Source organism: Brevundimonas sp. (assembly GCF_044239655.1).
In the GTDB taxonomy this organism is placed as follows: Bacteria; Pseudomonadota; Alphaproteobacteria; order Caulobacterales; family Caulobacteraceae; genus Brevundimonas.
The window spans coordinates 18,289-42,846 of sequence record NZ_JBIIAY010000009.1 but is presented as its reverse complement, the minus strand read 5'-3'; the positions used below and the strand labels follow the sequence as shown (position 1 = coordinate 42,846).

The window sequence follows — 24,558 nt, the reverse complement described above, 5'->3', positions numbered from 1 at the left end:
GGCCTTCGCCGACGGGGAGGTGGAAAAAAGGGCCGGAGCGTCGCCGCTCCGGCCCTCATTTCATTCAGCGGCGGCGGCCTGATCAGGCGGCGCCGTCGGCCTTTTTCTTGGAGGCTTCGGAATAGATCAGCAGGGGCTGGGCCTTGCCGTCGATGACCTCGGCGTTGACCACCACTTCCTCGACGCCTTCGAAGGTCGGCAGTTCGAACATGGTTTCGAGCAGGATGCCTTCCAGGATCGAACGCAGACCGCGCGCGCCGGTCTTGCGGGTGATGGCCTTCTTGGCGACGGCGATCAGGGCGTCGTCGGTGAAGGTCAGTTCGACATTCTCCATCTCGAACAGACGCTTGTACTGTTTGACCAGGGCGTTCTTGGGCTCGGTCAGGATGGTGACCAGGGCCGCCTCGTCCAGGTCTTCCAGCGTCGCCAGAACGGGCAGACGGCCGATGAACTCGGGGATCAGGCCAAACCGCATCAGGTCGTCAGGCTCGACGCCCTTGAGGATATCGCCGGTGCGACGCTCGTCGATTTCCTTGACCTGGGCCCCGAAACCGATGGAGGCGCCGGCCCCGCGCGCCGAGATCACCTTTTCCAGACCGGCGAAGGCGCCGCCGACGATGAAGAGGATGTTGGCGGTGTCGACCTGCAGGAACTCCTGCTGCGGATGCTTGCGGCCGCCCTGCGGGGGCACGGAGGCGACGGTGCCTTCCATGATCTTCAGCAGGGCCTGCTGCACGCCCTCGCCCGAGACGTCGCGGGTGATCGAGGGGTTGTCCGACTTGCGCGAAATCTTGTCGATCTCGTCGATGTAGACGATGCCGCGCTGGGCCCGCTCGACGTTGTAATCCGACGCCTGAAGCAGCTTCAGGATGGTGTTTTCGACATCCTCGCCCACATAACCGGCTTCGGTCAGGGTCGTGGCATCGGCCATGGTGAAGGGCACGTCGATGATGCGGGCCAGGGTCTGGGCCAGCAGCGTCTTGCCCGAGCCCGTGGGGCCGATCAGCATGATGTTGGACTTGGCCAGCTCGACGTCGTTGTTCTTGGTCGCGTGGTTCAGGCGCTTGTAGTGGTTGTGGACGGCGACGCTCAGCACCTTCTTGGCGTGGCTCTGGCCGATCACATAGTCGTCGAGGACTTCGCGGATTTCCTTGGGCGTGGGGACGCCGTCGGTCGACTTCTTGAAGCCGATCTTGTGCTCTTCACGGATGATATCCATGCACAGTTCGACGCATTCATCACAGATGAACACGGTCGGGCCCGCAATCAGCTTGCGGACTTCGTGCTGGCTCTTGCCGCAGAAGGAGCAGTACAGAGTGCTCTTGGCGTCGGTTCCGGCGGCTTTGGTCATGGACCCTTCTCAATCTCGTGGGGTTGCGGCTCCGTTAAAAACGGCTGCGACCGACACGCTTCCTTCGCGTTGATTCCACCACTATGGACGCGAAGATATTCAAAAAATGACAATCAACCATCCGGCCGCTCGTCACAACCCCGCCCGGTTGAGCAGTTCGTGATGATCGGGGAGATGTTCAATGTCGACGGGGACTGCGGCGGATGAGTGACATGGGGACGCAAGGGTCCGATCGCCATAGCGTCGCGGAAGGCCGACCCATCGTCGCCTTCGATTTCGACGGCACCCTGACGATTCGCGACAGCTTCACCGCCTTCCTGCGCTGGCGGGCCGGACGCCGCGGCTGGGCGATGGGTCTGGTCAAGCTGGCCCCGGCGGTGGCGACCTATGCCCGGGACCGCGACCGGGGGCGGATCAAGGCGGCCTCGGTGCGCGAGTTTCTGGGCGGCGTTGACCGGGCGACCCTGGCGACCGAGGCCGAGGCGTTCGCGCAGGATGTCTGGAACCGGTTCATGCGACCGGACGCCCTGGCCTGCTGGAACGACTGGGGGGCCAGGGGCGCGCACCGCGTCATCGTCACCGCCTCGCCCGAGGAAACCGTCGGCCCCTTCGCCCGCAGGCTGGGCGCCGAGGCCCTGCTGGGCACGTCCTTGACCTTCGATGAGGCCGGCCGCGTGACGGGGGCCTTCACCGGCGAGAACTGTCGTGGCGAGGAAAAGGTGCGACGGCTGAAAGCGGCCTATGGCGACGACGTCAGGGTTCTGGCCGCCTATGGCGACACATCCGGCGATACCGAGATGCTGGCCATGGCCGAGACGCCCGGCTTCCGCGTGTTCAGAGGGCGGCCGTAGGGCTCAGTTGCCGTCTGCGTCCACGTCGAACACGACCACCTTGCCGCGCGACGTGGGATCCCAGCCCGCCGCGATGGCCGAGGCGACGGCGTTCTTGACCGCCTCGACGTTGATCCGCTGGCGCTCGAAGTTCGGGGCACCGTTGGACCGCATCGCCATGGGGAACTGGACGATCGCCTCGCGCTGAGCATCGACCTGGCGCAGGGCGATGCCGATCCCCTGCCATTCGTTGCCGGTGGTGCGCTGGGGCTGGCGACGGACCTCCCAGGCATAGTCGTCGCCATCGACATGGACGACGCCTTTGAGATCGCGGGTGTGCTGCATGGCTTACTTTCCTCCACGCGCGCAGCGTGGGGAGGGGGACCGCCCGCCGCTTGGCGGGTGGTGGAGGGGCTGTTTGACACGGACACGATGGCTTTGTCCAAACAAGACCACCGTGGGGCGCACAGAGCCCCTCCGTCACGGCATGAAGAACGCCGCGCCACCTCCCCGCTTTGCGGGGAGGAAATCAGACGGTCTTGATACCGTCCGCTTCGGCTTCGGTGCGCTTGTCGTAGACGTGATCGACGATGCCCCAGGCCTTGGCCGATTCGGCGTCCATGAAGTGGTCGCGGTCCAGCGTCTTCTCGACCTCCTCGTACGTCCGCCCCGTGTGGTGGACATAGATCTCGTTGAGGCGGCGCTTGGTGTAGCGGATGTCGGCGGCGTGCAGCTCGATGTCGGACGCCTGGCCCCGGAACCCGCCCGAGGGCTGGTGGACCATGATGCGGGCGTTGGGCAGGGCGATGCGCTGGCCCGCCTCACCGGCCGTCAGGATCAGGGAGCCTGCCGAGGCGGCCATGCCCATAACCACCGTCGAAACCGGCGACTTGATGTACTGCATGGTGTCATAGATCGCGAGCGCCGAGGTCACCTGACCGCCGGGGCTGTTGATGTACATGGAGATTTCCTTTTTGGGGTTCTCCGATTCCAGGAACAGCAGCTGGGCGCAGATCAGCGACGCCATGCCGTCCTCGAAGGGACCGGTCAGGAAGATGATCCGCTCACGCAGCAGGCGCGAGAAGATGTCGAAGGCCCGCTCGCCCCGGCTGGACTGTTCCACCACCATGGGGACGAGGTTGTTCGAGATGTAGTCGATCGGATCGCGCATTCTGGCCTTCTCGATGATTATGGCGCGCCCGAATCAGCACGCGTCTGGCTTGGTCTTGGATATCGCGTCACAGAGGCCCGGTTTCAAGCGGCATGGACGCATCCCATGCCGCACGGACGGAGTTGCGAAACAGATAACGCAGGCCATTCAGGTCTGATCGCCCGTCCTGCCCCGTCGCCTGACCACCCACACGCTCGAGCAGGGACCGGGCGGCGGCGCGCAGGACGACCAGCGCCTGATCGGGCTGCTCGGCCCGGATCAGGGTTACCCCCAGGTTGGTGCCGACGCGGATCCGGCTGCGCGGATCATCGGCCGTCTCCGTGATCGCCAGCGCCCGACGCATCAGCGGTACCGCCTCCTCGAACCGGTCCTGCATGAAGATCGCCAACGCCAGCTCCTGAAGGCCGTCGGCCGTCTGAGGATGATTCGGGCCAAACCCGCGCTCGCGCAGATCGAGCAGGGATTTCAGATAGGTCTCGGCCTGGGCGTACTGCCCCTGCTCGACCATCTCCAGCGCCATGCGGCGAATGACGTTGACGGTGTCGGGATGGCCCGCGCCGAACAGTTCGCGTCGGATCTGGAACGCCATGCCGAGGTTTCGCATGGCGCGGTCCGGCTGGCCGGTGTCGCTGAAGGCGGCTCCGAGGGCCATATGGACATTGGCCAGCAGGATGCGATCGTTCGAGGCCGCAGCCAGCTCCGCCGCACGCGCCAGCAGGGTATCGGCCCTGGACCAGTCGCCCCTCGCCCCCATGGCATTGCCCAGCCGCAACATGGCCCCCGCCGTCGCGACGTCGTTTGCGCCATAGGCCTGTTCCGTCGCCGTCAGCGCATCGCGAAACAGGGTCTCGGCAGCGCTGGTGCGACCCAGGTTGTGGGTGGTCATGGCCAGGTCGGTCAGGACGTCGGCGCGGAGCCGGGGATCGGCCGCGTCCACGAGCGCTTGCTGCTGGATCGCCTCGGTCTCGGCATAGCGTTCCTGGGCGTAGAGGGTACTGGCCAGGTGCAGCCGGGCACGCCCGGTCGCCACGGGGTTGGCGGGGGTCTCGTCCAGTCGCATGGCCAGGGCCCGCCGGCGCGCCGCCTCGGCTTCGGGATAGAGCCCCGACCGGTGCGCAGCCATGCCGAACGCCTCGATCGTACGGACCTTCGGCTGGGCTGCGGCATCGTCGATCGCCACCGCGCGCCGCAGGACACGCAGGGCCTCGATGTATTTGTACTGGTCCAGATAGGTCGAACCCAGGTTGAACAACTGGACCGCGACGGCCGGATCGCTTTCGCCATGCACGGCCTCGGCCAGTTGGACCGCTTCCACCTGAATCGGCTCGGCCTCGGCCTGGCGGTCCAGATTGCGCAGCGTCACACCCAGCCACGAGGCCGGCGGGAACAGCAGCGCCGGCGTAGCCGGCTCGCGGCGGCTTAGGGCGACGGCGGCCCGGAACGGGGTTTCCGCCTCGGCGATGCGCCCGTCGCGATAGCGCAGAACACCCAGGTCCAGCGCCGACCGCGCCACCTGATCGTCGCTCAACACCCGTTGCTGCCCGTTCGTCTCGCTCTCCAGCTCGAGAATCCGGACCAGCAGAGGTTCGGTCTCGGCCCCTCGATCAAGCTTCTTCAGCGTTTCGGACAGCCAGTAGGCAGCGGTCGCGGCGTGGGGGGCGTCTGCACCGCCGGCCGCCGTGCGGTTGTCCAGTTCCAACCGATAGGCCGGCTCGGCCTCGGCATAGCGCCCAAGCTCGTACAGGCGGACGGCCAGCCGGTTGGCCGCGGCCGCCTTCATCGAGGCGTCGCCGCCGCTGAGCACCGCATCCAGCACGGCCTGAAGCTGGATCACCGCCTCGGGCTTGCGCTCCACGGCCGACAGGGCGTCGGCCAGGTTGTTGCGAATCGTCAGCAGGTCAGGGTCCGCAGGCGGCCGAACGGACAGACCCTCAAGAGCGCCCTCGAACAACGGAACGGCCCCGGCCGGTTGACCCGCCTCGACCAGGGCAAAGGCCAGCTGTGCCCGCGCCGCCCCCAGGCCGTCCCGATCCGTCGGATGACGCTCCGCGATCCGCAGCCGCTCGCGCAGATGGGCCTCATAGTCGGCGAAAGGCCTCCCCAGAAGCCGGATCGCGGTCGCCATCCAGGAATGGCTCGCCGACACACGCGGATCATCGGGCCCGTAGGCGACCAGTTCCAGCGGCAGCAACAGGCGAATTGCGGCCTCGACCTCGGCCCAGTTCTGGGTCTCGATCGCCGTGGACGCCCTGGCATCGAGCGCCAGCATGTCGGGTGTCGTCGCCTCTGTCGCCCGGAGACTCGCGGCATCCTGCGCCGCAGCCGGGATTGTCGGAGCCACAACCCCCCCAGCACCACGGCGATCAGCATCCCCCAGATGCGCATGAAAAAGCCCCCGGCGCGGAACGCCGGGGGCCATCATGCATGCTCGGGATCGCCTGCGCGACCCACGGAAGCTGACCGAAGGGATCAGCCCTCGTCTTCGTCCTTGAGCAGCTCTTCCTTGGTGATCGGCGTGTCGGTGGTTTCCGCCTGGTTGAAGATCAGGTCGACGACCTTCTCCTCATAGATCGGGGCGCGCATCTGGGCGGCGGCGTTGGGGTTCTGGCGATAGAAGTCCAGCACCATCTTTTCCTGACCGGGATAGTTGCGGGCTTCGGCCATGATGGCCTGGTTCAGCTCCTGGTCGGTGACGCCGATGTTGTTGGCGCGACCGATTTCGGCCAGGACCAGGCCCAGGCGCACGCGGCGCTCGGCGATCTTGCGATACTCGGCCTTCAGGTCCTCGTCGGACTTGGCGGCATCCTCTTCGGGCAGGTCACCCTTGGCCTTGTCGGCCTCGACCTGTTTCCAGATGCCGTCGAACTCGGCCTCGACCATCTTGGGCGGCAGGTCGAAGCTGTGGGCCCCATCCAGCTGGTCCAGCAGGGCGCGCTTCAGCTTGAAGCGGGCGGCACCGGCGTATTGCTGGTTCAGGTTGTCGCGCAGCAGCTCCTTGAGCTTGTCCAGCGATTCCAGGCCGATCCGCTTGGCGAAATCCTCGTCCACCACGGCGGGGGCCTCGGCCTTGATGGCCTTCACCTTGACGTCGAAGGTGGCCAGCTTGCCGGCCAGGTTGGCAGCCTGATAGTCGGCCGGGAAGGTGACCTCGATGGTCTTCTCTTCGCCGACCTTGGCACCCTTGAGCTGCTCTTCGAAGCCCGGGATGAAGCGGTTGGAACCGATCACCAGGTCGGCGTCCTCGGCCGCGCCGCCCTCGAAGGGCTCGCCGTCCAGCTTGCCCAGGAAATCGATGGTCAGCTGATCGCCGTCGGCGGCCTTCACGGCCTTGCCCTTCTTGTCTTCGTAGTTCTTGGCCTGTCCGGCCAGTTCGGTCAGGGCCTCGTCCAGATCGGCGTCGGACGCCTCATAGGTCGGGCGGGCCAGCTTCAGCGTCTTGGGATCGACGGGGGTGAAGTCGGGCATGACTTCCAGCGCCATCTCGTAGGACAGGTCCTCCTCGCCCTTGATGACCTTGTCCATGTCGGACAGCAGCTTCATCTCGGCCGGGGCGGCGGGACGCAGGTTGATCTCTTCCAGAGCCTTCTGGCTGGTCTCGTTCAGCTCGGCGTTGATGATCTCGCCCATGAAGTCACGGCCGAAGGTCTTCTTGACGTAGGTGACGGGCACCTTGCCGGGACGGAAGCCCTTCAGCTTCATCTGCGGCGCGACTTCCTTGACCTTGGCTTCCAGCTTGGCGTTCAGCTCGGCCGCAGGGATGGTCACGCCGATGACACGGCTGAGACCTTCGGTGGTTTTTTCGACGACTTGCATGGCCGGGATTCTGACGCTCTGTGGCGCGGCGACCGTATCAAGGCTGCGCGCGCGGGGTGGAAAAGCAGAAAGGGCCGCTCCATTCAGGAAGCGGCGCCTCGAAGGCCGCCCTTATGTCGAGATGGGCCCCAAAGGTCAACGCGGCGATGGTTTCGCATCGATCGGATCGTCGCTATCTGTGCCCTATGACCCAATCTGCCCTGCCCATCGGCGTCTTCGTGACCCCCGTCACCCCGCTGCAACAGAACTGCACAACGGTCTGGTGCGTGAAGACGAACAAGGCTGCGGTGATCGATCCGGGCGGTGCCGTGGATCAGGTCCTGGGCGAGATCGCACGGCGGGGCCTGACCCTTGACCAAATCTGGATCACCCACGGCCATCTGGATCACGCGGGCGGTGCGGCCGAGATGAAGGAAAAGACCGGCGTCCCGATCATCGGCCCGCACGAGGACGACCTGTTCTGGATCGAGGGCATTCCGCGCCAGGGCCAGATGTACGGATTGCCCGAGGCGCGCACCTTCACGTCGGATCGCTGGCTGACGGACGGCGACACGGTGACGCTGGGGGAAACGACTTGGGAGGTGGTTCACACGCCGGGCCACACGCCGGGCCATGTCGTCTTCTTCAACCGCGAGAGCGGCTTCGCCCAGGTGGGCGACGTGATTTTTCAGGGATCGATTGGCCGAACCGACTTCCCGAGAAGCGACCACAACGCCCTGCTTCACTCCATAACGCACAAGCTGTGGGCGCTGGGTGACGGGGTGACCTTCGTGCCGGGCCACGGGCCCATCTCGACCTTCGGGGCCGAGCGCCAGACCAACCCCTATGTCTCGGACCGGGCGATGCGATCGACACCGATCGCCCGGCCCGCGACGGGACCGTCCTGAGCCTTCAGCGACGCAGCAGGAGCCCGATCAGGACACCGGCTCCGACGGCATAGAGGGCGGCCTTGATCGGCTCATCCACGATGGCTTCGCGGGTCGAAGCGGCTCGGCTGCGCGCCCACTCCCGCGTCTGGCCCAGGTCTTCGCGAACCGCCTGACGGATCGAGGTCGTCTGGCCGAACGGCCGCTCCTCGGCCGCGCGACGATCCGCATCCGCCAGAAAATCCGAGGCCTGGCGATCCAGGCGGGCGGACTCGGTGTCATCGTCGATGATGTCATCAGCGGGCGGGGCGGTGGCGTAGGGATCGGTCATGGCGTCATCCTGGGTTGAGGGGCTGGCCGATTGAACAGTCCTTCAGGCGGCCGGTTCCGTTCGACCTGAACATCCTGATTGCGGGCGCGTTGGTTGGGTTCACCAAGGAGCCCACCATGTCCCCCAACGAACCCGAACCCCGTCCCGAAGAACAACCGGCCCCCGATTTTCAGCCCGAGGTCGAACCGGCCGGCAGCCCGGACGAAATCCCGCCCTTCGATCCCGGTGGCGGCGAAGGCGATTTCGGCCAGCCGATGTCCTGATCCGGATCATTCCTGACCGTGACACGAAAGCGACGTGGCCTCGGAACCTTGCCCCACCCCCGGGGTTTTGAAGCCAAGCCGTAGCTTACTCAGGAAGGAACAACCGAATGGCCGAAGGTCAGCCCAACCGTCCGTCGGGTGTGTCCAAGCGGGGCTTCGCCTCGATGGATCCCGAGCGTCAACGTGAGATCGCTCGCAAGGGCGGAGCCAGCGTCCCCAGCGAGAAGCGCAGCTTCTCTCAGGACCGTGGTCTGGCCGCGCAGGCCGGCCGCAAGGGCGGCGAAGCCTCTCACGGAACACGCCGACCTGAAGACGAGGTCGAGGGTCAGGCAGAATAGCCGCCTCAGGACCGACAGAAGCGGGCGGCGGATCGCAGGATCCGCCGCCCGTTTTCGTTTCTGATCAGGCTTCCAGGACCGCGATAGCCACCGAGGGTTCCGGGCCGACCTCGAACGCCGCGACCCGCCAGCCTGCGGCCTCGGCGACGGCGCGGACGGTCGCCTCGCGATATTTGCGCGAGCTTTCGGTGTGGATCGTTTCGCCCGCCATGAAATCGATGGTCGCGTCCCCGATCCTGACCCTCTGGTCGCGCGTCGATCGCAGGTGCATCTCCATCCGGGCGTCGACCGGGTTCCACAGCGCCAGGTGCTCGAAGGCCGAAAGATCGAAATCCGCCCCGAGTTCTCGATTGGCACGGACCAGCAGGTTCTTGTTGAACGCCGCCGTCACCCCTTGCGTATCGTCATAGGCGGCGACCAGGGTCCCCGGATCCTTGACCAGATCGACACCGAGAATGAACAGGGCCCCGACGTCCAGCCGCTCTCGCGCCACCGTCAGGAAGCGGATCGCGTCGTCGCGATCCAGATTGCCGAGCGTCGATCCCGGGAAGAACCCCACCCGGCGTCCGAGACCCAGCTCAGGCAGGGCCGGCAGGTTCAGGAAATCGCCCACAACCGGCTCTACCCGCAAAGACGTATAGTCGGCCGACAGGCTCTGCACGGCGTTCTCAAGCGCGTCGGGACTGATGTCGATCGGCACATAGGCGGCAAGATCGGGCGCGGCATCCAGCAGGATGCGGGTCTTCTCGCTGGCCCCGGATCCGAACTCGACCAGCACCGCGCGGTCGCCGAACCGGGCCGTCAGGGACGGGGCCAGCTCACGCAGCAGGGCGGCCTCCTGGCGCGTCGGATAGTATTCCGGCAGGCGGGTGATGTCCTCGAACAGCCGTGACCCCTCGGCGTCGTAGAACCATTTGGGGGACACAGCCTTCTGCGGCTTGGCCAGACCGGCCAGCAGTTCGGTTCGGAACTCGCGGGTGACGGCGTCGTCACCCAGGTCCCCGTCTTCCGAGGACAGATCCTCGGCCAGTCTCAATCCCATGAAGGCCCATCTCTGATGCGGGTAGAAGAAGTTGCGGTAGGTTGCGCGGCCATGGCCGTCGGGCGTCGCGAACGAAGACCCTCTCAGAACACTCTGATTGGCCATGAATTTCCCGTTGTACTCCGCCGCCGTCCCTGAGGTCGGTCGAAAGCCGGGATAGGGCAGATAGGCGCTGGACGTGTGCTGCCAGACCTCGCCGAACAGATTGCAGAACGCCTCGGGCCGGGTGGTCGCCGCATGCTCCCATTCCGCCTCCGTCGGCAGACGTTTGCCGGCCCAGGACGCAAAGGCGTCCGCCTCATAGGCGCTGATATGTCGCACGGGCCCATGGGGGTCGATCGGGACACGGCCGGTAAGTGACATCGTGGTCCAGCCGCCCGGGTCCGCGCGCCAGTACAGCGGTGCCTGCCAGCCCTCGGCCTTCACCGTCGCCCAGCCGTCCGACAGCCACAACTCGGGCCGCCGGTATCCGCCGTCGTCGATGAAGGCGATCCACTCACCGTTGGTCACGAGGTCGCGCGCCAGACCGAACGGCTGCAACCAGACCGGATGGGCAGGCCCTTCGTTGTCGAAGGCGAACCCCGATCCGTCATGACCCAGTGTCACCATTCCGCCGGTGAAGGTCTCGAAGCCGCCTCGCACAGGCTCGACCGGCACCGCCCGCGGCTCGACCGCATAGGCCGCGGGATCGAGCGGCGACCGGGCCATCAACGCCAGGATATCCATCAGGAACAGCTCCTGATGTTGCTGGTCATGGTGCAGGCCCAGCACGAACAGGTACCGATCCGCCCCCGACGTCAGGCCGCGTCCCAACCGATCGATCATCCGCCGATCGATCTCCGCGCGATACGCCAGCACGTCCTCAAGCGACGGCCGGGTCATCAACCCCCGCTCATGCCGCGCAACCCGTTCTCCCAGCGACTCATAGTAGGAGTTGAACATCTGCTGGAAACGCGGATCGACCGGCTCATAGCCCTCGTCGGCCGCCAGGATCATGGCCTCGAAGAACCAGCTGGTATGCGCCAGATGCCATTTTCCGGGGCTGGCATCCGCCATGGCCTGGGCCGACAGATCCTCGGCCGACAGGCCCCTGGCCAGTGCGGGCATGGCGTCGCGGACACGGCGATAGGCGGCGACGTCGTCGTCCTGTCGCGTGGCGACGCGCGCGTGGTCATTCATCGGCTCTGCCCCCGCTCACTGGAATTCTTTCGATCGCAGCGGAAAGCCGCAGTCCGGTTTTCGTTCCTGCGGCGGAAGCTACGTCGGAACTACCGAACCGGACGCCCGCCGTGCTTGGCATATTCGAGCCGCGCGATGGTCCGGTTGTGAACCTCGTCCGGTCCATCGGCGAAGCGCAGGGTGCGGACCTGGGCGTACAACTCTGCCAGCGGCGTATCGGCCGATACACCGGCACCGCCGAAGGCCTGGATCGCGTCGTCGATGATCTGCAGCGCCATCTTGGGTGCCGCCACCTTGATCTGCGAAATTTCGGACTTGGCGTTCTTGGCCCCGGCCTGGTCGATCATCCAGGCGGCCTTCAGCACCATCAGGCGACACATCTCGATATTGGTCCGCGCCTCGCCGACCCGCTGTTCCCAGACCGAATGCTCGGCGATCTGCTTTCTGAACGCGGTGCGGTTCAACAATCGCTCGCACATCAGGGCCAGCGCCTTTTCGGCGGCCCCGATGGTCCGCATGCAGTGGTGGATTCGGCCGGGCCCCAGCCGCCCTTGCGCGATCTCGAACCCCCTGCCCTCGCCCGCGATCAGGTTCGAGACCGGTACCCGGACATTCTCCAGCACCACCTCGGCATGGCCGATCGGCCGTTCGTCATAACCGAAGACGCTCAGCATCCGCTCGACCCGGAAGCCCGGCGTGTCGGTGGGCACCAGGATCTGGGATTGCTGGGCGTGGGTCGCGGCCCCCGTGTCGGTCTTGCCCATAACGATGGCGATCCTGACGTTCGGATGGCCCATGTTGGTCGACCACCATTTGCGGCCGTTGATGACGTATTCATCGCCGTCGCGCACGATCGACGTCTGGATGTTGGTCGCGTCCGACGAAGCGACCGCCGGCTCGGTCATCAGGAAGGCCGAGCGAATCGTCCCGGCCATCAGGGGCTTCAGCCATTGCTCCTGCTGCTCGGCGTTGCCGTACATGTGCAGGACTTCCATGTTGCCGGTATCCGGCGCGGCGCAGTTGAACACCTCCGCCGACCACAGGGCGTGGCCCATGATCTCGGCCAGCGGGGCGTATTCGACATTGGTCAGGCCCGCGCCGTGTTCACCCGGCAGGAACATGTTCCACAGCCCGGCCTCGCGCGCCTGGGCCTTCATCTCTTCCATGACGGGCGGCTGACGCGTGTGATCCTCATGGACCTGGGCCCAGTATTCGGCCGAGCGCGGCAGCACCTTGTCGTCCATGAAGCGCTGGAGCCGCTCCTGCCAGTGCAGGCCGAGATCGCTGTGCTTGAAATCCATGGTCGTCCTCCCGAGACGGATATGAAAACGGCGCGGCCCTCTTTCGGAGCCGCGCCGTGTCGTTCTTGTCTTTTCAGACCGGCATCAACGCTTCAGCAGCGGGATCAGCTTCTGGGCGATCATCATGTCGCCGGCGATCTTCAGCTTGCCCTGCATGAAGGCCATCATGCCGTCCAGCTTGCCTTCGGACATGGCGATGAAGTCGTCCCACGAGACCGTCACGGTCGTGTCGGCGGGCTTGTCGTCGTTGGTCACCGTGTTCGGGACCGAGGCGCCGTCGATGTAGATCTTGCCCGTGTCGCCCATGTCGATCTTCACGGTCTTGCCCAGACCGGAGTTGTCGCCGACGGCGCTGCGGATGTGTTCGGTAACCTGAGCCAGGTCGGCCATGGTCGTCTCCCTAAGACAGTGATTTGAGACAGCCCTAGCCCTCCCCGACCACCATGCCAAGATCACGTCAGGTCAAGTTGGATCACGTTCCCTGCTTGAGAAAGGGCGCCGTCTGGAACAGCCGGCGTTCGGCGGCACGGGGATCGTTCTCGCTCCGGCTCTCGACGTCGAAGATCATCGTGGCCCGTTCCGGCAGCGAATAGGGATTCCAGGCCGGGATCGCCGCATTGTTCGGATTGCCGGTCTTCGCGAACGCGATGAAGGTCTCGCTCATCGCATTGGCCACCCTGAGCGCTTCCGGCCCAGTCCCCGTCTTCGATGTCGGCTGGTGGCAGTTGTCGAAGGCCAGGGCGATGTCGAACGAATGATAGGCACCCAGCCTCGGCTCCATGGGCGATCCGAAATCCAGCTGGTACATCCAGGTCCGGTCGCCGATCTTCGCCCTCTCCTCGGCCTGGATCAGATGCCCCGGCCGCGACCGGCCACAGGTGGCGGCAGCGAAGAAGACATCGACCGGCGACATCTGCGGGAACTGTCTGCGATACCAGTCCACCACATACTGGGCGTTCAGATCGACCACGAACTCGGGCGCCAGCTTGGCCGCCACTGTGTCCCAGGTCAGGCTGAAGTTGCGCTCGTCCGACGCGGTAAAGGCCCGGGCCTCGTCGTGGGTATTGCCGACGATCATGGGGATATGGGCGCTTTCCCTCGGCGCATCCGGCACGAAAGGGTGTCTGGGCAGGGTGTCGTGGTCCATGACCGACCAGAAATAGATGCCGCCCTTCTCGATCGGGTCGTCCATCGCCAAGGCCTCGACCAGCCGGCCCATGGGCACGGTGGCCAACTCCGCCGCGCGATCCGGTGTCAGATCGAGGTGGTCGAGGAAGGCGCGCATCCTCAGTTCGGCGTGCTGCGGGCCCATGGCGGTCACGTGCTGGCCGCTCATGGTGATGACCTTGTGGAAGAGACCGGCTGCCGACGGCATGGCCATCAGGGTCACCAGCTTGGCCCCGCCGCCCGACTGGCCAAAGACCGTGACGTTGTCGGCGTCGCCGCCGAACTCGGCGATATTGTCCCGCACCCAGCGCAGGGCCAGCATCAGGTCCAGGTTCCCGACACTGCCCGACTTGGCATAGACCCCGCCCCCCACCGGCGACAGCAGCTGGCCCAGACCATTGTACCCGAACACATTCAGACGGTGGTTCAGGGTCACGACCACCACATCGCCGCGCCGACACAGGGCCACCCCGTCATACAGCGGACTCGACCCCGAGCCGTTGGCGTGGGCCCCGCCGTGGACATAGACCATCACCGGCCGCTTCGCCGCATCGCGAAGCTCGGGCGTCCAGACGTTCAGGAACAGACAGTCTTCGGACTGATTGGCCTCATCCGACTTCTGCGGGCTGGCCGCGCCATAGGTCGTGGCGTCGCGGACATCGCTCCAGGATTCGGGCGCCACCCCGGGCTGGAACCGTCGCGGTGCGGTGTCCGCGCCGTAGCGCACGCCCTTGAAGACCTTGATGCCCTGATCGACATAGCCCCGGACCCGACCGTGCCGCGTCGTCGCCACGGGTTGGTCCGGATCGGCCCAGGCCGCGCCGCCCGTCGCCATCAGTCCCCCGGCCATGGCTGCGGTGGCGATCACGGTGCGACGGGTCTGCATGGCGGAGTATCCTTGCTAGGGCGTGGCCCTGGCCTGCGCCTCGATCAGGTCGAGGAGCGGCTTCAGGCTGGGGTTGTCGTTGTCGCGACGCCACGCGACGAACAGTTCGACCGGGTGTTCCGGCGTGGTGTCCAGAGGCCTGAACTCGACCCCCTCGAAATGCAGCTTGGTCGCGGCCTCGGGCACCACCGCCGCCCCGATCCGGGCGTGGACCAGGGCCAGAATCGAGTGGATCTGCGCCATATGCTGGACGTACTGGGGCGAGACCCCGGCCTCGTCGAACATGGCCGTCAGCATGGCGTGGAAATAGCCGGCCCCTTCGGGCGCATACATGATCATCGGCTGGGCGTCGAAATCGGCCAGGCTGATCCGGTCCTTGTCCAGACGCGGATCGCCGCTGGGCAGGGCCGCGACCAGGGGCTCGGTCAGCACCCTCACCTTGTCGAACTCGGGCCGGGTCAGGGGCGGCCGCACCAGCCCCAGGTCGATCCGCCCGGTCAGCAAGGCCTCGACCTGTTCGCCCGACACCAGTTCACGCAGGGTCAGGTCGACGTTCGGCAACTGGGTCCGGGCCAGGTCGACCAGATTGGGCAGGAAGGAATAGCCCGAGGCCGCCGTGAACCCGACCGCGACCCGGCCAGCGTCACCGCTGGCGATCCGTCGCGTGGCCAGAGCCGCGCTTTCGGCCAGTCTGAGGATGCGTTTCGCCTCGATCAGGAACGACCGCCCCGCCGGTGTCAGCCGCACCGACCGGCTGGTCCGGTCCAGCAGGACGACGCCCAGGATCCGCTCCAGCAACTGCACCTGACGGCTCAGCGGCGGCTGGGTCATGTTGAGGCGTTGGGCGGCCCGGCCGAAATGCAGTTCCTCGGCGACGGCGACGAAGCACCGCAACTGGCTCAGCTCGAACATGTTCATCGCCTCTCTCCCAGGCGATGGGTTCTAGGCCCTGCGGACCCGAACGGACAGGCCACCGACCCTATCCGTTCGCCGCCAGTTTCGGCGCGGCCGGTTGCACGCGGGCGATCAGCGCCGACAGTTCGGCCAGTTCGGCGGGCTTCAGGTCGATCAGCGGCGTGCGGACCGGACCGGCGGTGCGGCCGATCGCGGTCATGCCTGCCTTGACGATCGAGACGGCATAACCCCTGCCCTTGTTGCGCAGCGCGATGTACGGCAGCACGAAATCACGCAGACCCGCCATGATGGTCGCATGGTCACGGGCCCGGACGGCCTTGTAGAAATCCAGCGCGAACTCCGGCACGAAGTTGAAGATCGCCGACGAATAGGTCGTGACCCCCATCTCCAGATAAGCGGGCGCAAAGGTCTCGGCGGTCGGCAGGCCACCGACATAGGTCAGGCGATCGCCCATCCGCGCATAGACCTGCATCATCAACTCGATGTCGCCGACGCCGTCCTTGAACCCGACCAGGTTCGCGTTGCGCTCGCACAGCTTTTCCAGGGTCTCGGGCTGCAGCACGGCATTGTCGCGATTATAGACGATGACGCCCAGCGACGTCGCCCTGCAGACCGCCTCGACGTGGGCCGCCAGACCTTCCTGGCCCGGCACCATCAGATAGTTGGGCAGCAACAGGATGCCGTCGGCCCCGTTCGCCTCGGCCGATTGAGCCAGATCGACGGCCATGGCGGTGCCGTATCCGGCCCCGGCGATGACCGGGGTCTTGCCGGCGGTTTCCTCGACGGCGGCCTTGACCACCTTGCCGACCTCTTCGGGCGTCAGGGAGAAGAACTCGCCGGTGCCGCCCGCAGCGAACAGGCCAGCGAGCTCATACTCCAGCATCCAGGCGCAATGGTCGCGATAGTCCTTCTCGACGAACTGCTGCTCGGCGTCGAAATGGGTGACCGGAAACGACAGCAAACCGCCGCCGATGGTCGCGGCCATTTCCGCGGGCGTCATTCTGGACATGGAATTCCTCGCTCAAAGACGGCCGTGCCGCCCGGCGCTGTCGTCGCGCCCTGATCGAACGGTATTCCGGTCTTTGATGCGGGTCCAAGCCAATGCAGCTATCGACCGATGCGCGTTTTGGCTTGATCGCCCTCAGTACCCTTGGGCGCGCGCCAGTCGCTCGGTGTGGAAGCCGGCGTCGCCCAGCAGTTCGTTCAGCACCCGCACCCGCTTCATGAACAGCCCAACGTCGAAGGCGTCGGTCATGCCGACCCCGCCGTGCATCTGGACCGCCTCCTGCACTGCCAGTTCGGCGACCCGCCCTGCCTTGGCCTTGGCCACTGAGACGGCCAGCCCCGCATCCTCGCGCCCTGCGTCCAGACGCTGCAACGCACCCAGCACGGCCGCCCGCGCCAGCTCGATCTCGGTGAACAGATGCGCCGCCCGGTGCTGCAACGCCTGGAACTCGCCGATCAGCTTTCCGAACTGCTTGCGGGTCCGCAGGTATTCGAGCGTCAGCTGGAACGCCTGGTCCCCTGCCCCGGTCAGGGACGCCGCCGCACAGGCCCGGCCCAGGTTCAGCGCGCCCTCCAGCAGCCCCTCACCCGCATCGACCGCCCCGATCACTGCGTCCGCGTCGACCTGGACATCGGTCAGGGTCACTCGCGCGGCATTGTGAGCATCGACCATCACGGTGCGTTCGATCTCGACGCCCGCCGTCTTCGGATCGACCAGAAACAGGGTCAGCCCCCCGTCGGTCCGCGCCGCCACGATCAGGGCGTTGGCAACATGGCCATCCAGCACGAAGCCCTTGGCCCCGTTCAGCTTGAAGCCGTTGCCTGACCGCTCTGCGGTCGTGGCGATGGCCGAGGGCCGGTGCTTGGCCCCCTCGTCCACAGCCAAAGACAGGATCGCCTCACCGCCCGCGATGCGCGGCAGCCAGGCCGCCTGCTGCTCCGCCGATCCCCCGTCCACCAGCACCTTCGCCGCCAGCACCCCCGACCCCATGAAGGGCGAGGGCGTCAGGGTCCGCCCCAGCGCCTCGGCCAGTACCCCCGCCTCGACCGCGCCCAGGCCTGAGCCGCCGTGTTCCTCGGGGATGATGACGCCCGCAAATCCCATCTCGCCGAACGCCTTCCACAGGTCTCGCGACACGCCGTCCGCGTCGTGCTCGTCGCGGAGCTTCCTCAGATGCGCGATCGGCGCATTCTCGCTCAGAAAGCCGTCGGCGGCCTCCTTCAGCATCGTCTGTTCTTCGGTGAGGATCAGCGGCATGAGAGGTCCTGGAGTTGATCTTCGAAATCGCAACTGGGGACGACCTGGATCGCCTGGTCGCGCAGCCCACCCAGCAAGCGGCGAATCGAGGCGACGAACGCGTCCGCGTCTGCGTGGCCGGGCTCGGCGGTGATCTCCAGATAGAGGAGCCAGCCGATGAAATCGGTCTCGCCGCGTCCGTCCGTGTTGGGGATCAGGTCGATCAGCAATCCGTCCACCCGCAAGGTGCGGTGCTCGAAACGCCCGCCCACCGCTACAATCAGAGCCGCCCGAATCGCATTCCGGGTGGCCTCGCGGTCCGGCCCGGTCAGATAGACCTTGCAGTAGAGGTCACTGTTCAAGGCTCACGCCCCGGGCAGTTGCAGCAGGTGTTTGGCGATGATGTTCAGCTGAATCTCGCTGGTCCCGCCCTCGATCGAATTGGCCTTGGTCCGCAGCCAGTCGCGTGCCGCCCCGCCGTGGTGCGACCGCTCGCTCTCCCACTCCAGCGCATCCGATCCCCCCGCCGTCATGGCCAGTTCGTGGCGTCGCTTGTTCAGCTCCGACCCATAGTATTTCAGCATGGAGGCGATTGCCGGCGACACCTGCTTCGCCTTCACCTGATCCCCGACCCGCTCCATCGACAGCTGGAACGCCGCCAGATCGACCTCCAGATCGGCGATCCGCGCCCGCAGCATCGGATCGCCCAGACGCCCCTCGGCATCGGCACCGACGCTATCAGCGGCGACCTGCCCCATCGGGCGGCCGCCCCCGATCATGCCCATGCCGCCGATCATGGTTCGCTCGTGCGCCAGCAGCGCCTTGGCCACGTCCCAGCCCCGGTTCAGCGCCCCGACCAGATTGGCCTTCTCCACCCGCACATCGTCGAAGAAGGTCTCACAGAAGGGCGACTTGCCCGATATCAGCGTGATCGGCCGGGTCGAAACCCCCGGCGTCGCCATGTCGAACAGGACGAACGAAATCCCCAGATGCTTGGGTGCCTCCGGGTCGGTCCGCACCAGACAGAAGATCCAGTCGGCCTTGTCGGCATAGGAGGTCCAGACCTTCTGGCCGTTGACGATCCAGTGATCGCCCCTATCGTCGGCGCGGGTCTGAACCCCCGCTAGGTCCGACCCCGCGCCCGGCTCGGAATAGCCCTGGCACCAGCGGATTTCGCCGCGCACGATCTCGGGCAGGAAGCGCTTCTTCTGTTCCTCGGTCCCAAACTGCAGCAGGGCCGGGCCCAGCATCCAGATGCCGAAGCTGGACAGGGGCATCTGGGCGTCGATGCGGCGCATCTCGGACGCCAGAACCTTGGCCTCCTCGCGGCTTAGCCCCCCGCCCCCGTATTCGGTCGGCCATTCCGGCGCGGTCCAGCCGCGCGCGCCCATGACGTCCATCCAGACCTTGTGGGCCGGGGTCTTGAACACGGCGTTGCGTCCGCCCCAGACCCGGTCCTCGTCACTGTCCAGCGGCCCCCGGCATTCCGCCGGGCAGTTCGCCTCAAGCCAGGCGCGTGTCTCGGCCCGGAATGTCTCAAGATCAGCCATCGCGTGTCCCCGCGTTTCCTCTGGCGATCACTCTAGCAGCGATCGCACGATGACGTAGCGTCAGCCCGCGACCGATCGCGCTAGGATTTATTTCCTCCCCGACTCTTGCGCATCGAAGGGCGGAACACCAACTCTTGTCGAGCCTTCGACAGGCCCGGCCTGGATTTGGCGGTTTGGCGGTTTGGCGGTGTGTTTTCGGACCGCCACCGCCATCGGTCGGCGCAGGTTTCACGATGGAGCGGCCGGCCCCTCAGCAGAGGTGTGAAAAAATCACGCATCGCCCCGTTCGATCAGGGCATGTTATCGCCCCTGAATCGGGTGTAGTCTGGGACGTCCTTGTTTTCGTACGGAGAAGCCGCGTTGAAAGTTCTGGTTCTCGGCGCCGGCGTCATCGGGGTGACCACCGCCTACTACCTGGCCCGGGCCGGGCATGAGGTCACGGTCGTCGAACGTCAGCCGGGCCCCGCGCTGGAGACCAGTTTCGCCAACGCCGGCCAGGTGTCTCCGGGATATTCCTCACCCTGGGCCGCGCCCTCGATCCCGCGCAAGGCCCCGCGCTGGCTACTGATGAAGTACGCGCCGCTGATCCTGCGGCCCCGCGTTGATCCGGCCATGATCCAGTGGGGTCTGGCCATGCTGAGGAACTGCACCCCCTCACGCTATGTGCGCAACAAGGAGCGGATGGTCCGTCTGGCGGAATACAGCCGCGACCAGCTGATGGCCCTGCGCGCCGAGACCGGCATCGCCTACGACGGCCGGGCCCAGGGCACGCTCCAGCTGTTCCGCACCGAGCGCCAGCTCGAGGACTCGGCCAAGGACGTCAAGGTCCTGAACCACGAGGGCGTCCCCTGCGAGGTTCTCGACAAGGCCGGCTGCATCGCCGCCGAGCCGGGGCTGGCGCGTTCGGAGGCCACCATCGTCGGGGGCCTGCGCCTGCCCAATGACGAGACCGGCGACTGCCACATCTTCACCAACCGCCTGGCCGAAATGGCCGCCGCCTTGGGCGTCGTCTTCCGCTTCAACGAGACCGTCGAATGGATCTCGACCCAGGCCAATGAGGTCACCGCCGTCCGCACCGACAAGGGCGATCTGACCGCCGACGCCTATGTCGTCGCCCTGGGCAGCTATTCGACCCGGATGCTGAAGCCCCTCGGGCTTGGTCTGCCCGTCTATCCGGTGAAGGGCTATTCGATCACCGTGCCGATCGCCGATGAGCCCGGCGCACCCGTCTCGACCGTCATGGACGAGACTTACAAGATCGCCATCACCCGCCTGGGCGACCGCATCCGTGTCGGCGGTATGGCCGAGCTCGGCGGCTACAGCCACGACCTGCCGCCGCACCAGCAGGCGACGCTGGAGCATTCCCTGACCACCCTGTTCCCCGGCGCCGGAGATGTCGGCGCGGCGAAATACTGGACGGGTCTTCGCCCCATGACGCCGGACGGCACGCCGGTGATCGGCCGGACGAAATACAAGGGTCTGTGGCTGTCGACCGGTCACGGCACCCTGGGCTGGACCATGGCCTGCGGCTCGGGCCGTGTGCTGGCCGACCTGATCTCCGGCGTGAAGCCCGAGGTCGAGACCGCCGATCTGGAAATCGCCCGCTACGCCTGATCGGCAGGCGGGGCGTCGGTCCAGCCGTTGGGCCGCCAGCCGCTCATCAGGGCCTCGATCGCGACCTGCACAGGGCCCGAGATGTCACGCTTGCCCATCTCCATCTCGCGCACCCGCGCCGTCCGCTTCTCCGGCGTCCCGGCCAGACGCAGGGCGCGCCCCAGTTGCTCATGATCCCACCCCAGGATCGTGCGCGCCATCTTCAGTTCGTCCGCCGGACCGGCCATCGCCCTACTCCACCCGATCTCCCGAACCGTGGTCAGGAGATTGAATCACATTGAAAACCAGGACGCTTCTGACGGAGCCCGTCAAACATACCGTGGCCGGATATAGCGCCGATGACCGGTCGAACAAAGAGCCTGGCCGCCCACGGACACCAAGCGTGAGATTATGCCTCGAACCGATAGCCGATCCCGGCTTCGGTCAGGACGATGGTGGGGACCGCCGGGTCAGGTTCGATCTTGTGCCGCAGCTGGCCGATGACGACGCGCAGGTACTGGACGTCGTCGGCATGGGCGGCCCCCCAGACCGCGGTCAGCAGGTCGGCATGGCTCACCACCTTGCCCGCGCTCCGGGCCAGATAGGCCAGGACGTCATACTCCTTGGGACGAAGCTTGAGCCGCTCCTCGCCCTTCGTGACCAGCCGGCGATCCAGATCGATGGTGACCTGACCGGCCGTGACGACGCCCGTCGCCGCCGGCCTCAGCGCACCCTGACGCAGGCCCGCCCGCAGCCGGGCCAGAAGCTCCCCGACCCCGAACGGCTTCTCGACATAGTCGTTGGCCCCGAGATCGAGGGCCGCGATCTTCTCGGCTTCCCGGTCGCGGGCCGACAGGATGATGATCGGCCCGGCATAGAATTCGCGCGCCCGCCTGAGCACTTCCTTGCCGTCCATGTCGGGCAGGCCGAGATCGAGCACGACCGCGTCCGGGTTCCACAGCGCGATGCCCCGCAGGCCTTCCTGCCCATTGTCCGCGCGCTTTGCGTCATAGCCGGCCGCGTCGAGCGCCGGAGTCAGGAACCGGTGGATCTGGGGCTCATCGTCGATGACCAGGATCTGCGGACGGACGGCCGACATCACAGCAGCTCGCGATGGGTGGCGATGGCCTTGGGCAGGCTGATCAGGATGCGGGTCCCTGACTTCACCCCATCGTCCCCTTCATGGATGGGACTGGCCGCCGCGATCCGGCCGTTCATGGCCTCCACAAAGCCCTTGGCGATAGCCAGGCCCAGGCCGACACCCTTGGACCGGTCGCTGGACTCCTCCATCCGCCGGAACTTGTCGAAGACCCGTTCAAGCTCTGCGGTCGGGATGCCCATCCCTTCGTCCTCTACGCTGATCACCACGGCGTTGCGATCCTCATAGGCGGCGATCTCGATGGTCGATCCGTCGGGACTATAGGCGATGGCATTCTCCAGCACATTGACCAAGGCCTGTTCGAGCAGCCCTTCATCGACCCTGACGAGCGACAGGTCCGCCGGGAAGTCCCGGGTCATCCTGCGGCTTTCCAGACGTCTGGACACCCGCTCGGCCGCCGCATTCAGGATGTCGCGCGCATCGGTCCATTCGGCCCGCACCTTGAGCGCCCCGCCCTCCAGCCGGGTCATGTCCAGCAGGTCACCGACGTAGCGGTTCAACCGCTCGGCCTCTTCCCGAATGCTCAGCAGCAGGTCGGCCCGCACCGCCGGCGTCAAACCCGCGCCGTAGTCGATCAGGGTCGTCGCCGACCCCAGCACGGTCGACAGCGGCGTTCTCAGATCGTGGCTGACCGAATTCATCAGGGCTGTGCGGAAGCGGTCGGCACGCCGCAGGGTCTCGGTCTCGACCGCCTGACCGGCGAGGTTGGCACGCTCGATGGCGACGGCACCCTGGTCCAGCAGGGCCAGGGTCAGGCGTTCCTCGTCGGACCCGGACGCGAGGGCAGCGGCCTGGATCCCCGCCACGCCCGAGCGGCCTTGAATCCCTTGCAGGGGCCAGAAGGTCCAGCTCGCATGCGGAAGCGTCCCCGTGCCGTGTCCGGCCGCCTCTCCGTGCTCCCAGGCCCAGCGCGCGGAGGCCATGGCGGATGCCCCCAGGTCCGGCGTGTCAGGCACCCCGGCCGCGATCACGAGGTCATCCCCCTGCGGCAGCAACACGACCGCCTTGGCTCCGGCGGCATGAGAAGCCTGTTCCGCCAGCACGCGCGCCGTCGCCTGCCGGCCGGCCGCCCCCGCGAGGGCCTGGCTTGCACCCAGCAGGGCCGAAACCGCGACGGCCCGTCTCTGAGTCCGCTTGGCCTGCTCGCGGACCCGGCCTGCAAGCGCGCCGGTCAGCAGGGCGACGCCCCAGAACACCACCAGTGTCAGGACGTCCGTCGGCGACCCGATGATGAAGCTGTAGCGTGGATGAAGGAACAGGAAGTTGTAGATCAGGAACGCCGCCGTCGCAGCGGTCACAGCAGGTCTGAGCCCGTACCGCGCGCCGGTCGCGACGACGGCGGCAAGGTAGATGACGCCCAGGTCGACGCGCTCGAAGGCTGTGTCGAGGCTGTAGGCCGTAAGCGTGGCCAGCCCCACGAGACCGAGCCCGACGGCATAGCCGAACCATCGTACCGGCGCGCGAACGGGGCGCATCGCCGGGGCCGCAGCAGCGTCCTTCTCGTCGGTGATGATATGGATGGCGACGCCATTGGCCGAACGCAGCAGCTCCGCCGCCAGGGATCGGCCGATCAGGTCGCGCAGGCGGCTGGTCCGGCCCTTGCCGATCACGATCTGGGTGACGTGATTGCGGCCGACGTAGTCCATCACGGCCCGGACGACGTCGTCGCCACTCAGGGTGATGGTCCGCGCGCCCAGTTGCTCGGCCAGCTTCAGGGCCTCGCTGAGGCGAGCGGCCCGCTCGCCCGTGATCGCACCCTGATCGACAGTCGCGACGGTCCAGGGGGCGTCCATCATCATGTCCGAGAGGCGCCGACCGGCACGGACCAGCGAAGCCGCCATGCCGTCCCCGCCGATCAGCACCAGAATGCGAGCGCCCGCGGCCCACGGCCCCGGCACGCCCTTCTCTCGCAAATGGACGAGCAGTTGATCGTCGACCGTCTGAGCGGCCCGCCGCAGTGCCAGTTCTCGCAGCGCGGTCAGGTTCTCGACCTTGAAGAAATTCTCCGAGGCCAGCCGCGCCGTTTCGGGCACATAGACCTTGCCCTCCTCCAGCCGCTTGCGCAGCTCATCCGGCGTGATGTCCACGACCTCGATATCGTCGGCCTTGGACAGGGCGCTGTCGGGTACCGTCTCTCGCTGGCGCGCGCCGGTGATGCGCAGGACGACGTCGGACAGGCTCTCCAGATGCTGGACATTCAGCGTGGTCCAGACGTCGATCCCGGCCTTCAGAATCTCCTCGACGTCCTGCCAGCGTTTGGGATGGCGCGAGCCGGGGACGTTGGAATGGGCGTATTCATCGACCAGCAGAAGGCCCGGGCGGCGGGCGATCGCGCCGTCGATGTCGAACTCCATCAGGGCGCGGCCCTTGTAGTCGATCGGATTGCGGGCGAGCACGTCGAGGCCGCGCAGCAGGCTCTCGGTCTCCTTGCGGCCGTGGGTCTCGACGACCCCGACCAGCACGTCACCGTGCTCAGCCTGACGCCTGCGGGCCGCGCGCAGCATCTCGTAGGTCTTGCCGACGCCGGGCGACATGCCCAGGAAAACCTTCAGCCGGCCCCG

Annotated in this window: 23 protein-coding genes; 5 read left to right on the top strand and 18 right to left on the bottom strand. The window is 66.5% G+C overall.

Going from position 1 to position 24,558, the window contains the following annotated elements; translation table 11 throughout:
- Positions 1 to 82 precede the first annotated feature (82 nt).
- Positions 83 to 1,351 carry an ATP-dependent Clp protease ATP-binding subunit ClpX gene (gene clpX / locus ACILQR_RS02565; RefSeq protein ID WP_395649947.1) on the bottom strand — a complete coding sequence of 423 codons (1,269 nt, stop codon included), beginning with the start codon at positions 1,349 to 1,351 and terminating at the stop codon, positions 83 to 85.
- Between the two features lie 203 nt (positions 1,352 to 1,554).
- Here clpX and ACILQR_RS02560 point away from each other — a divergent pair, with 203 nt between their 5' ends.
- Entirely contained in the window at positions 1,555 to 2,202 is a 648-nt protein-coding gene (locus tag ACILQR_RS02560) for an HAD-IB family hydrolase (RefSeq protein WP_395649946.1), read from the top strand.
- Between the two features lie 3 nt (positions 2,203 to 2,205).
- Here ACILQR_RS02560 and ACILQR_RS02555 read toward each other — a convergent pair whose 3' ends face one another.
- The 4 genes from ACILQR_RS02555 to tig all read right to left on the bottom strand — a co-directional run bounded on the left by ACILQR_RS02555 (position 2,206) and on the right by tig (position 7,165).
- Positions 2,206 to 2,526 carry a hypothetical protein gene (locus ACILQR_RS02555; protein WP_271144538.1) on the bottom strand — a complete coding sequence of 107 codons (321 nt, stop codon included), beginning with the start codon at positions 2,524 to 2,526 and terminating at the stop codon, positions 2,206 to 2,208.
- A gap of 184 nt (positions 2,527 to 2,710) precedes the next feature.
- Complete coding sequence (locus ACILQR_RS02550; protein ID WP_271144539.1) at positions 2,711 to 3,352, bottom strand: ATP-dependent Clp protease proteolytic subunit; 642 nt, start codon at positions 3,350 to 3,352, stop codon at positions 2,711 to 2,713.
- 67 nt (positions 3,353 to 3,419) lie between these two features.
- Positions 3,420 to 5,621, bottom strand: coding sequence for a tetratricopeptide repeat protein (locus tag ACILQR_RS02545; RefSeq protein WP_395649945.1), 2,202 nt, complete (start codon positions 5,619 to 5,621; stop codon positions 3,420 to 3,422).
- A gap of 200 nt (positions 5,622 to 5,821) precedes the next feature.
- The gene (gene tig, locus ACILQR_RS02540; RefSeq protein ID WP_395649944.1) at positions 5,822 to 7,165 is read right to left on the bottom strand and encodes a trigger factor; all 1,344 of its coding nucleotides are present in this window, start codon (positions 7,163 to 7,165) and stop codon (positions 5,822 to 5,824) included.
- A gap of 185 nt (positions 7,166 to 7,350) precedes the next feature.
- On the opposite strand from tig, the gene ACILQR_RS02535 reads away from it, so the two are divergent.
- Positions 7,351 to 8,052 (top strand): MBL fold metallo-hydrolase, encoded by a 702-nt coding sequence (locus ACILQR_RS02535; RefSeq protein WP_395649943.1) that lies wholly within the window; start codon positions 7,351 to 7,353, stop codon positions 8,050 to 8,052.
- Between the two features lie 4 nt (positions 8,053 to 8,056).
- Here the strand turns inward: ACILQR_RS02535 and ACILQR_RS02530 are convergent, their stop codons facing one another.
- Entirely contained in the window at positions 8,057 to 8,362 is a 306-nt protein-coding gene (locus ACILQR_RS02530; protein ID WP_395649942.1) for a hypothetical protein, read from the bottom strand.
- A gap of 116 nt (positions 8,363 to 8,478) precedes the next feature.
- Here ACILQR_RS02530 and ACILQR_RS02525 point away from each other — a divergent pair, with 116 nt between their 5' ends.
- Both ACILQR_RS02525 and ACILQR_RS02520 read left to right on the top strand, forming a co-directional pair.
- Positions 8,479 to 8,625 carry a hypothetical protein gene (locus ACILQR_RS02525; RefSeq protein WP_271144543.1) on the top strand — a complete coding sequence of 49 codons (147 nt, stop codon included), beginning with the start codon at positions 8,479 to 8,481 and terminating at the stop codon, positions 8,623 to 8,625.
- Between the two features lie 107 nt (positions 8,626 to 8,732).
- Positions 8,733 to 8,963 (top strand): general stress protein, encoded by a 231-nt coding sequence (locus ACILQR_RS02520; RefSeq protein ID WP_271144544.1) that lies wholly within the window; start codon positions 8,733 to 8,735, stop codon positions 8,961 to 8,963.
- Positions 8,964 to 9,027: 64 nt separating this feature from the next.
- On the opposite strand, the gene egtB is transcribed toward ACILQR_RS02520, so the two are convergent.
- The 9 genes from egtB to ACILQR_RS02475 form a co-directional block, all read right to left on the bottom strand.
- Positions 9,028 to 11,184 (bottom strand): ergothioneine biosynthesis protein EgtB, encoded by a 2,157-nt coding sequence (egtB, locus tag ACILQR_RS02515; RefSeq protein ID WP_395649941.1) that lies wholly within the window; start codon positions 11,182 to 11,184, stop codon positions 9,028 to 9,030.
- Positions 11,185 to 11,273: 89 nt separating this feature from the next.
- Positions 11,274 to 12,485 carry an acyl-CoA dehydrogenase family protein gene (locus ACILQR_RS02510; protein ID WP_395649940.1) on the bottom strand — a complete coding sequence of 404 codons (1,212 nt, stop codon included), beginning with the start codon at positions 12,483 to 12,485 and terminating at the stop codon, positions 11,274 to 11,276.
- 84 nt (positions 12,486 to 12,569) lie between these two features.
- Complete coding sequence (locus ACILQR_RS02505) at positions 12,570 to 12,875, bottom strand: SCP2 sterol-binding domain-containing protein (protein ID WP_271144547.1); 306 nt, start codon at positions 12,873 to 12,875, stop codon at positions 12,570 to 12,572.
- Between the two features lie 82 nt (positions 12,876 to 12,957).
- Positions 12,958 to 14,538: a carboxylesterase/lipase family protein gene (locus ACILQR_RS02500; RefSeq protein ID WP_395649939.1), complete on the bottom strand. Its 1,581-nt coding sequence runs from the start codon at positions 14,536 to 14,538 to the stop codon at positions 12,958 to 12,960.
- A 15-nt stretch (positions 14,539 to 14,553) separates the two neighbouring features.
- Positions 14,554 to 15,456 carry a LysR substrate-binding domain-containing protein gene (locus ACILQR_RS02495; RefSeq protein WP_395649938.1) on the bottom strand — a complete coding sequence of 301 codons (903 nt, stop codon included), beginning with the start codon at positions 15,454 to 15,456 and terminating at the stop codon, positions 14,554 to 14,556.
- A 61-nt stretch (positions 15,457 to 15,517) separates the two neighbouring features.
- Positions 15,518 to 16,453 carry a 5-dehydro-4-deoxyglucarate dehydratase gene (gene kdgD, locus ACILQR_RS02490; protein WP_395649937.1) on the bottom strand — a complete coding sequence of 312 codons (936 nt, stop codon included), beginning with the start codon at positions 16,451 to 16,453 and terminating at the stop codon, positions 15,518 to 15,520.
- Positions 16,454 to 16,594: 141 nt separating this feature from the next.
- Positions 16,595 to 17,716, bottom strand: coding sequence for an acyl-CoA dehydrogenase family protein (locus tag ACILQR_RS02485; protein WP_395649936.1), 1,122 nt, complete (start codon positions 17,714 to 17,716; stop codon positions 16,595 to 16,597).
- Entirely contained in the window at positions 17,707 to 18,057 is a 351-nt protein-coding gene (locus ACILQR_RS02480; protein ID WP_395649935.1) for a hypothetical protein, read from the bottom strand. Before ACILQR_RS02480 ends, ACILQR_RS02485 begins: the two co-directional genes overlap by 10 nt.
- A gap of 3 nt (positions 18,058 to 18,060) precedes the next feature.
- A complete protein-coding gene (locus ACILQR_RS02475) occupies positions 18,061 to 19,245 on the bottom strand; it encodes an acyl-CoA dehydrogenase family protein (RefSeq protein WP_395649934.1) in 1,185 nt (394 codons plus the stop codon).
- Positions 19,246 to 19,605: 360 nt separating this feature from the next.
- On the opposite strand from ACILQR_RS02475, the gene ACILQR_RS02470 reads away from it, so the two are divergent.
- The gene (locus ACILQR_RS02470; RefSeq protein ID WP_395649933.1) at positions 19,606 to 20,859 is read left to right on the top strand and encodes a D-amino acid dehydrogenase; all 1,254 of its coding nucleotides are present in this window, start codon (positions 19,606 to 19,608) and stop codon (positions 20,857 to 20,859) included.
- Here the strand turns inward: ACILQR_RS02470 and ACILQR_RS02465 are convergent.
- The 3 genes from ACILQR_RS02465 to ACILQR_RS02455 form a co-directional block, all read right to left on the bottom strand.
- Positions 20,850 to 21,086, bottom strand: a complete 237-nt coding sequence (locus ACILQR_RS02465; RefSeq protein WP_271144555.1) for a hypothetical protein — start codon at positions 21,084 to 21,086, stop codon at positions 20,850 to 20,852. The two genes, ACILQR_RS02470 and ACILQR_RS02465, sit on opposite strands and share 10 nt — an antisense overlap.
- Positions 21,087 to 21,247: 161 nt before the next feature.
- The gene (locus ACILQR_RS02460; protein WP_395649932.1) at positions 21,248 to 21,937 is read right to left on the bottom strand and encodes a response regulator; all 690 of its coding nucleotides are present in this window, start codon (positions 21,935 to 21,937) and stop codon (positions 21,248 to 21,250) included.
- Entirely contained in the window at positions 21,937 to 24,531 is a 2,595-nt protein-coding gene (locus tag ACILQR_RS02455) for a DUF4118 domain-containing protein (protein ID WP_395649948.1), read from the bottom strand. Before ACILQR_RS02455 ends, ACILQR_RS02460 begins: the two co-directional genes overlap by 1 nt.
- Between the last annotated feature and the right edge of the window lie 27 nt (positions 24,532 to 24,558).

Coding starts and splice junctions, on each gene's coding strand:
- clpX (WP_395649947.1), bottom strand. CDS start 1,351: ATGACCAAAGCCGCCGGAACCGACGCCAAGAGCACTCTGTACTGCTCC.
- ACILQR_RS02560 (WP_395649946.1), top strand. CDS start 1,555: ATGAGTGACATGGGGACGCAAGGGTCCGATCGCCATAGCGTCGCGGAA.
- ACILQR_RS02555 (WP_271144538.1), bottom strand. CDS start 2,526: ATGCAGCACACCCGCGATCTCAAAGGCGTCGTCCATGTCGATGGCGAC.
- ACILQR_RS02550 (WP_271144539.1), bottom strand. CDS start 3,352: ATGCGCGATCCGATCGACTACATCTCGAACAACCTCGTCCCCATGGTG.
- ACILQR_RS02545 (WP_395649945.1), bottom strand. CDS start 5,621: ATGCTGGCGCTCGATGCCAGGGCGTCCACGGCGATCGAGACCCAGAAC.
- tig (WP_395649944.1), bottom strand. CDS start 7,165: ATGCAAGTCGTCGAAAAAACCACCGAAGGTCTCAGCCGTGTCATCGGC.
- ACILQR_RS02535 (WP_395649943.1), top strand. CDS start 7,351: ATGACCCAATCTGCCCTGCCCATCGGCGTCTTCGTGACCCCCGTCACC.
- ACILQR_RS02530 (WP_395649942.1), bottom strand. CDS start 8,362: ATGACCGATCCCTACGCCACCGCCCCGCCCGCTGATGACATCATCGAC.
- ACILQR_RS02525 (WP_271144543.1), top strand. CDS start 8,479: ATGTCCCCCAACGAACCCGAACCCCGTCCCGAAGAACAACCGGCCCCC.
- ACILQR_RS02520 (WP_271144544.1), top strand. CDS start 8,733: ATGGCCGAAGGTCAGCCCAACCGTCCGTCGGGTGTGTCCAAGCGGGGC.
- egtB (WP_395649941.1), bottom strand. CDS start 11,184: ATGAATGACCACGCGCGCGTCGCCACGCGACAGGACGACGACGTCGCC.
- ACILQR_RS02510 (WP_395649940.1), bottom strand. CDS start 12,485: ATGGATTTCAAGCACAGCGATCTCGGCCTGCACTGGCAGGAGCGGCTC.
- ACILQR_RS02505 (WP_271144547.1), bottom strand. CDS start 12,875: ATGGCCGACCTGGCTCAGGTTACCGAACACATCCGCAGCGCCGTCGGC.
- ACILQR_RS02500 (WP_395649939.1), bottom strand. CDS start 14,538: ATGCAGACCCGTCGCACCGTGATCGCCACCGCAGCCATGGCCGGGGGA.
- ACILQR_RS02495 (WP_395649938.1), bottom strand. CDS start 15,456: ATGAACATGTTCGAGCTGAGCCAGTTGCGGTGCTTCGTCGCCGTCGCC.
- kdgD (WP_395649937.1), bottom strand. CDS start 16,453: ATGACGCCCGCGGAAATGGCCGCGACCATCGGCGGCGGTTTGCTGTCG.
- ACILQR_RS02485 (WP_395649936.1), bottom strand. CDS start 17,716: ATGCCGCTGATCCTCACCGAAGAACAGACGATGCTGAAGGAGGCCGCC.
- ACILQR_RS02475 (WP_395649934.1), bottom strand. CDS start 19,245: ATGGCTGATCTTGAGACATTCCGGGCCGAGACACGCGCCTGGCTTGAG.
- ACILQR_RS02465 (WP_271144555.1), bottom strand. CDS start 21,086: ATGGCCGGTCCGGCGGACGAACTGAAGATGGCGCGCACGATCCTGGGG.
- ACILQR_RS02460 (WP_395649932.1), bottom strand. CDS start 21,937: ATGTCGGCCGTCCGTCCGCAGATCCTGGTCATCGACGATGAGCCCCAG.
- ACILQR_RS02455 (WP_395649948.1), bottom strand. CDS start 24,531: ATGTCGCCCGGCGTCGGCAAGACCTACGAGATGCTGCGCGCGGCCCGC.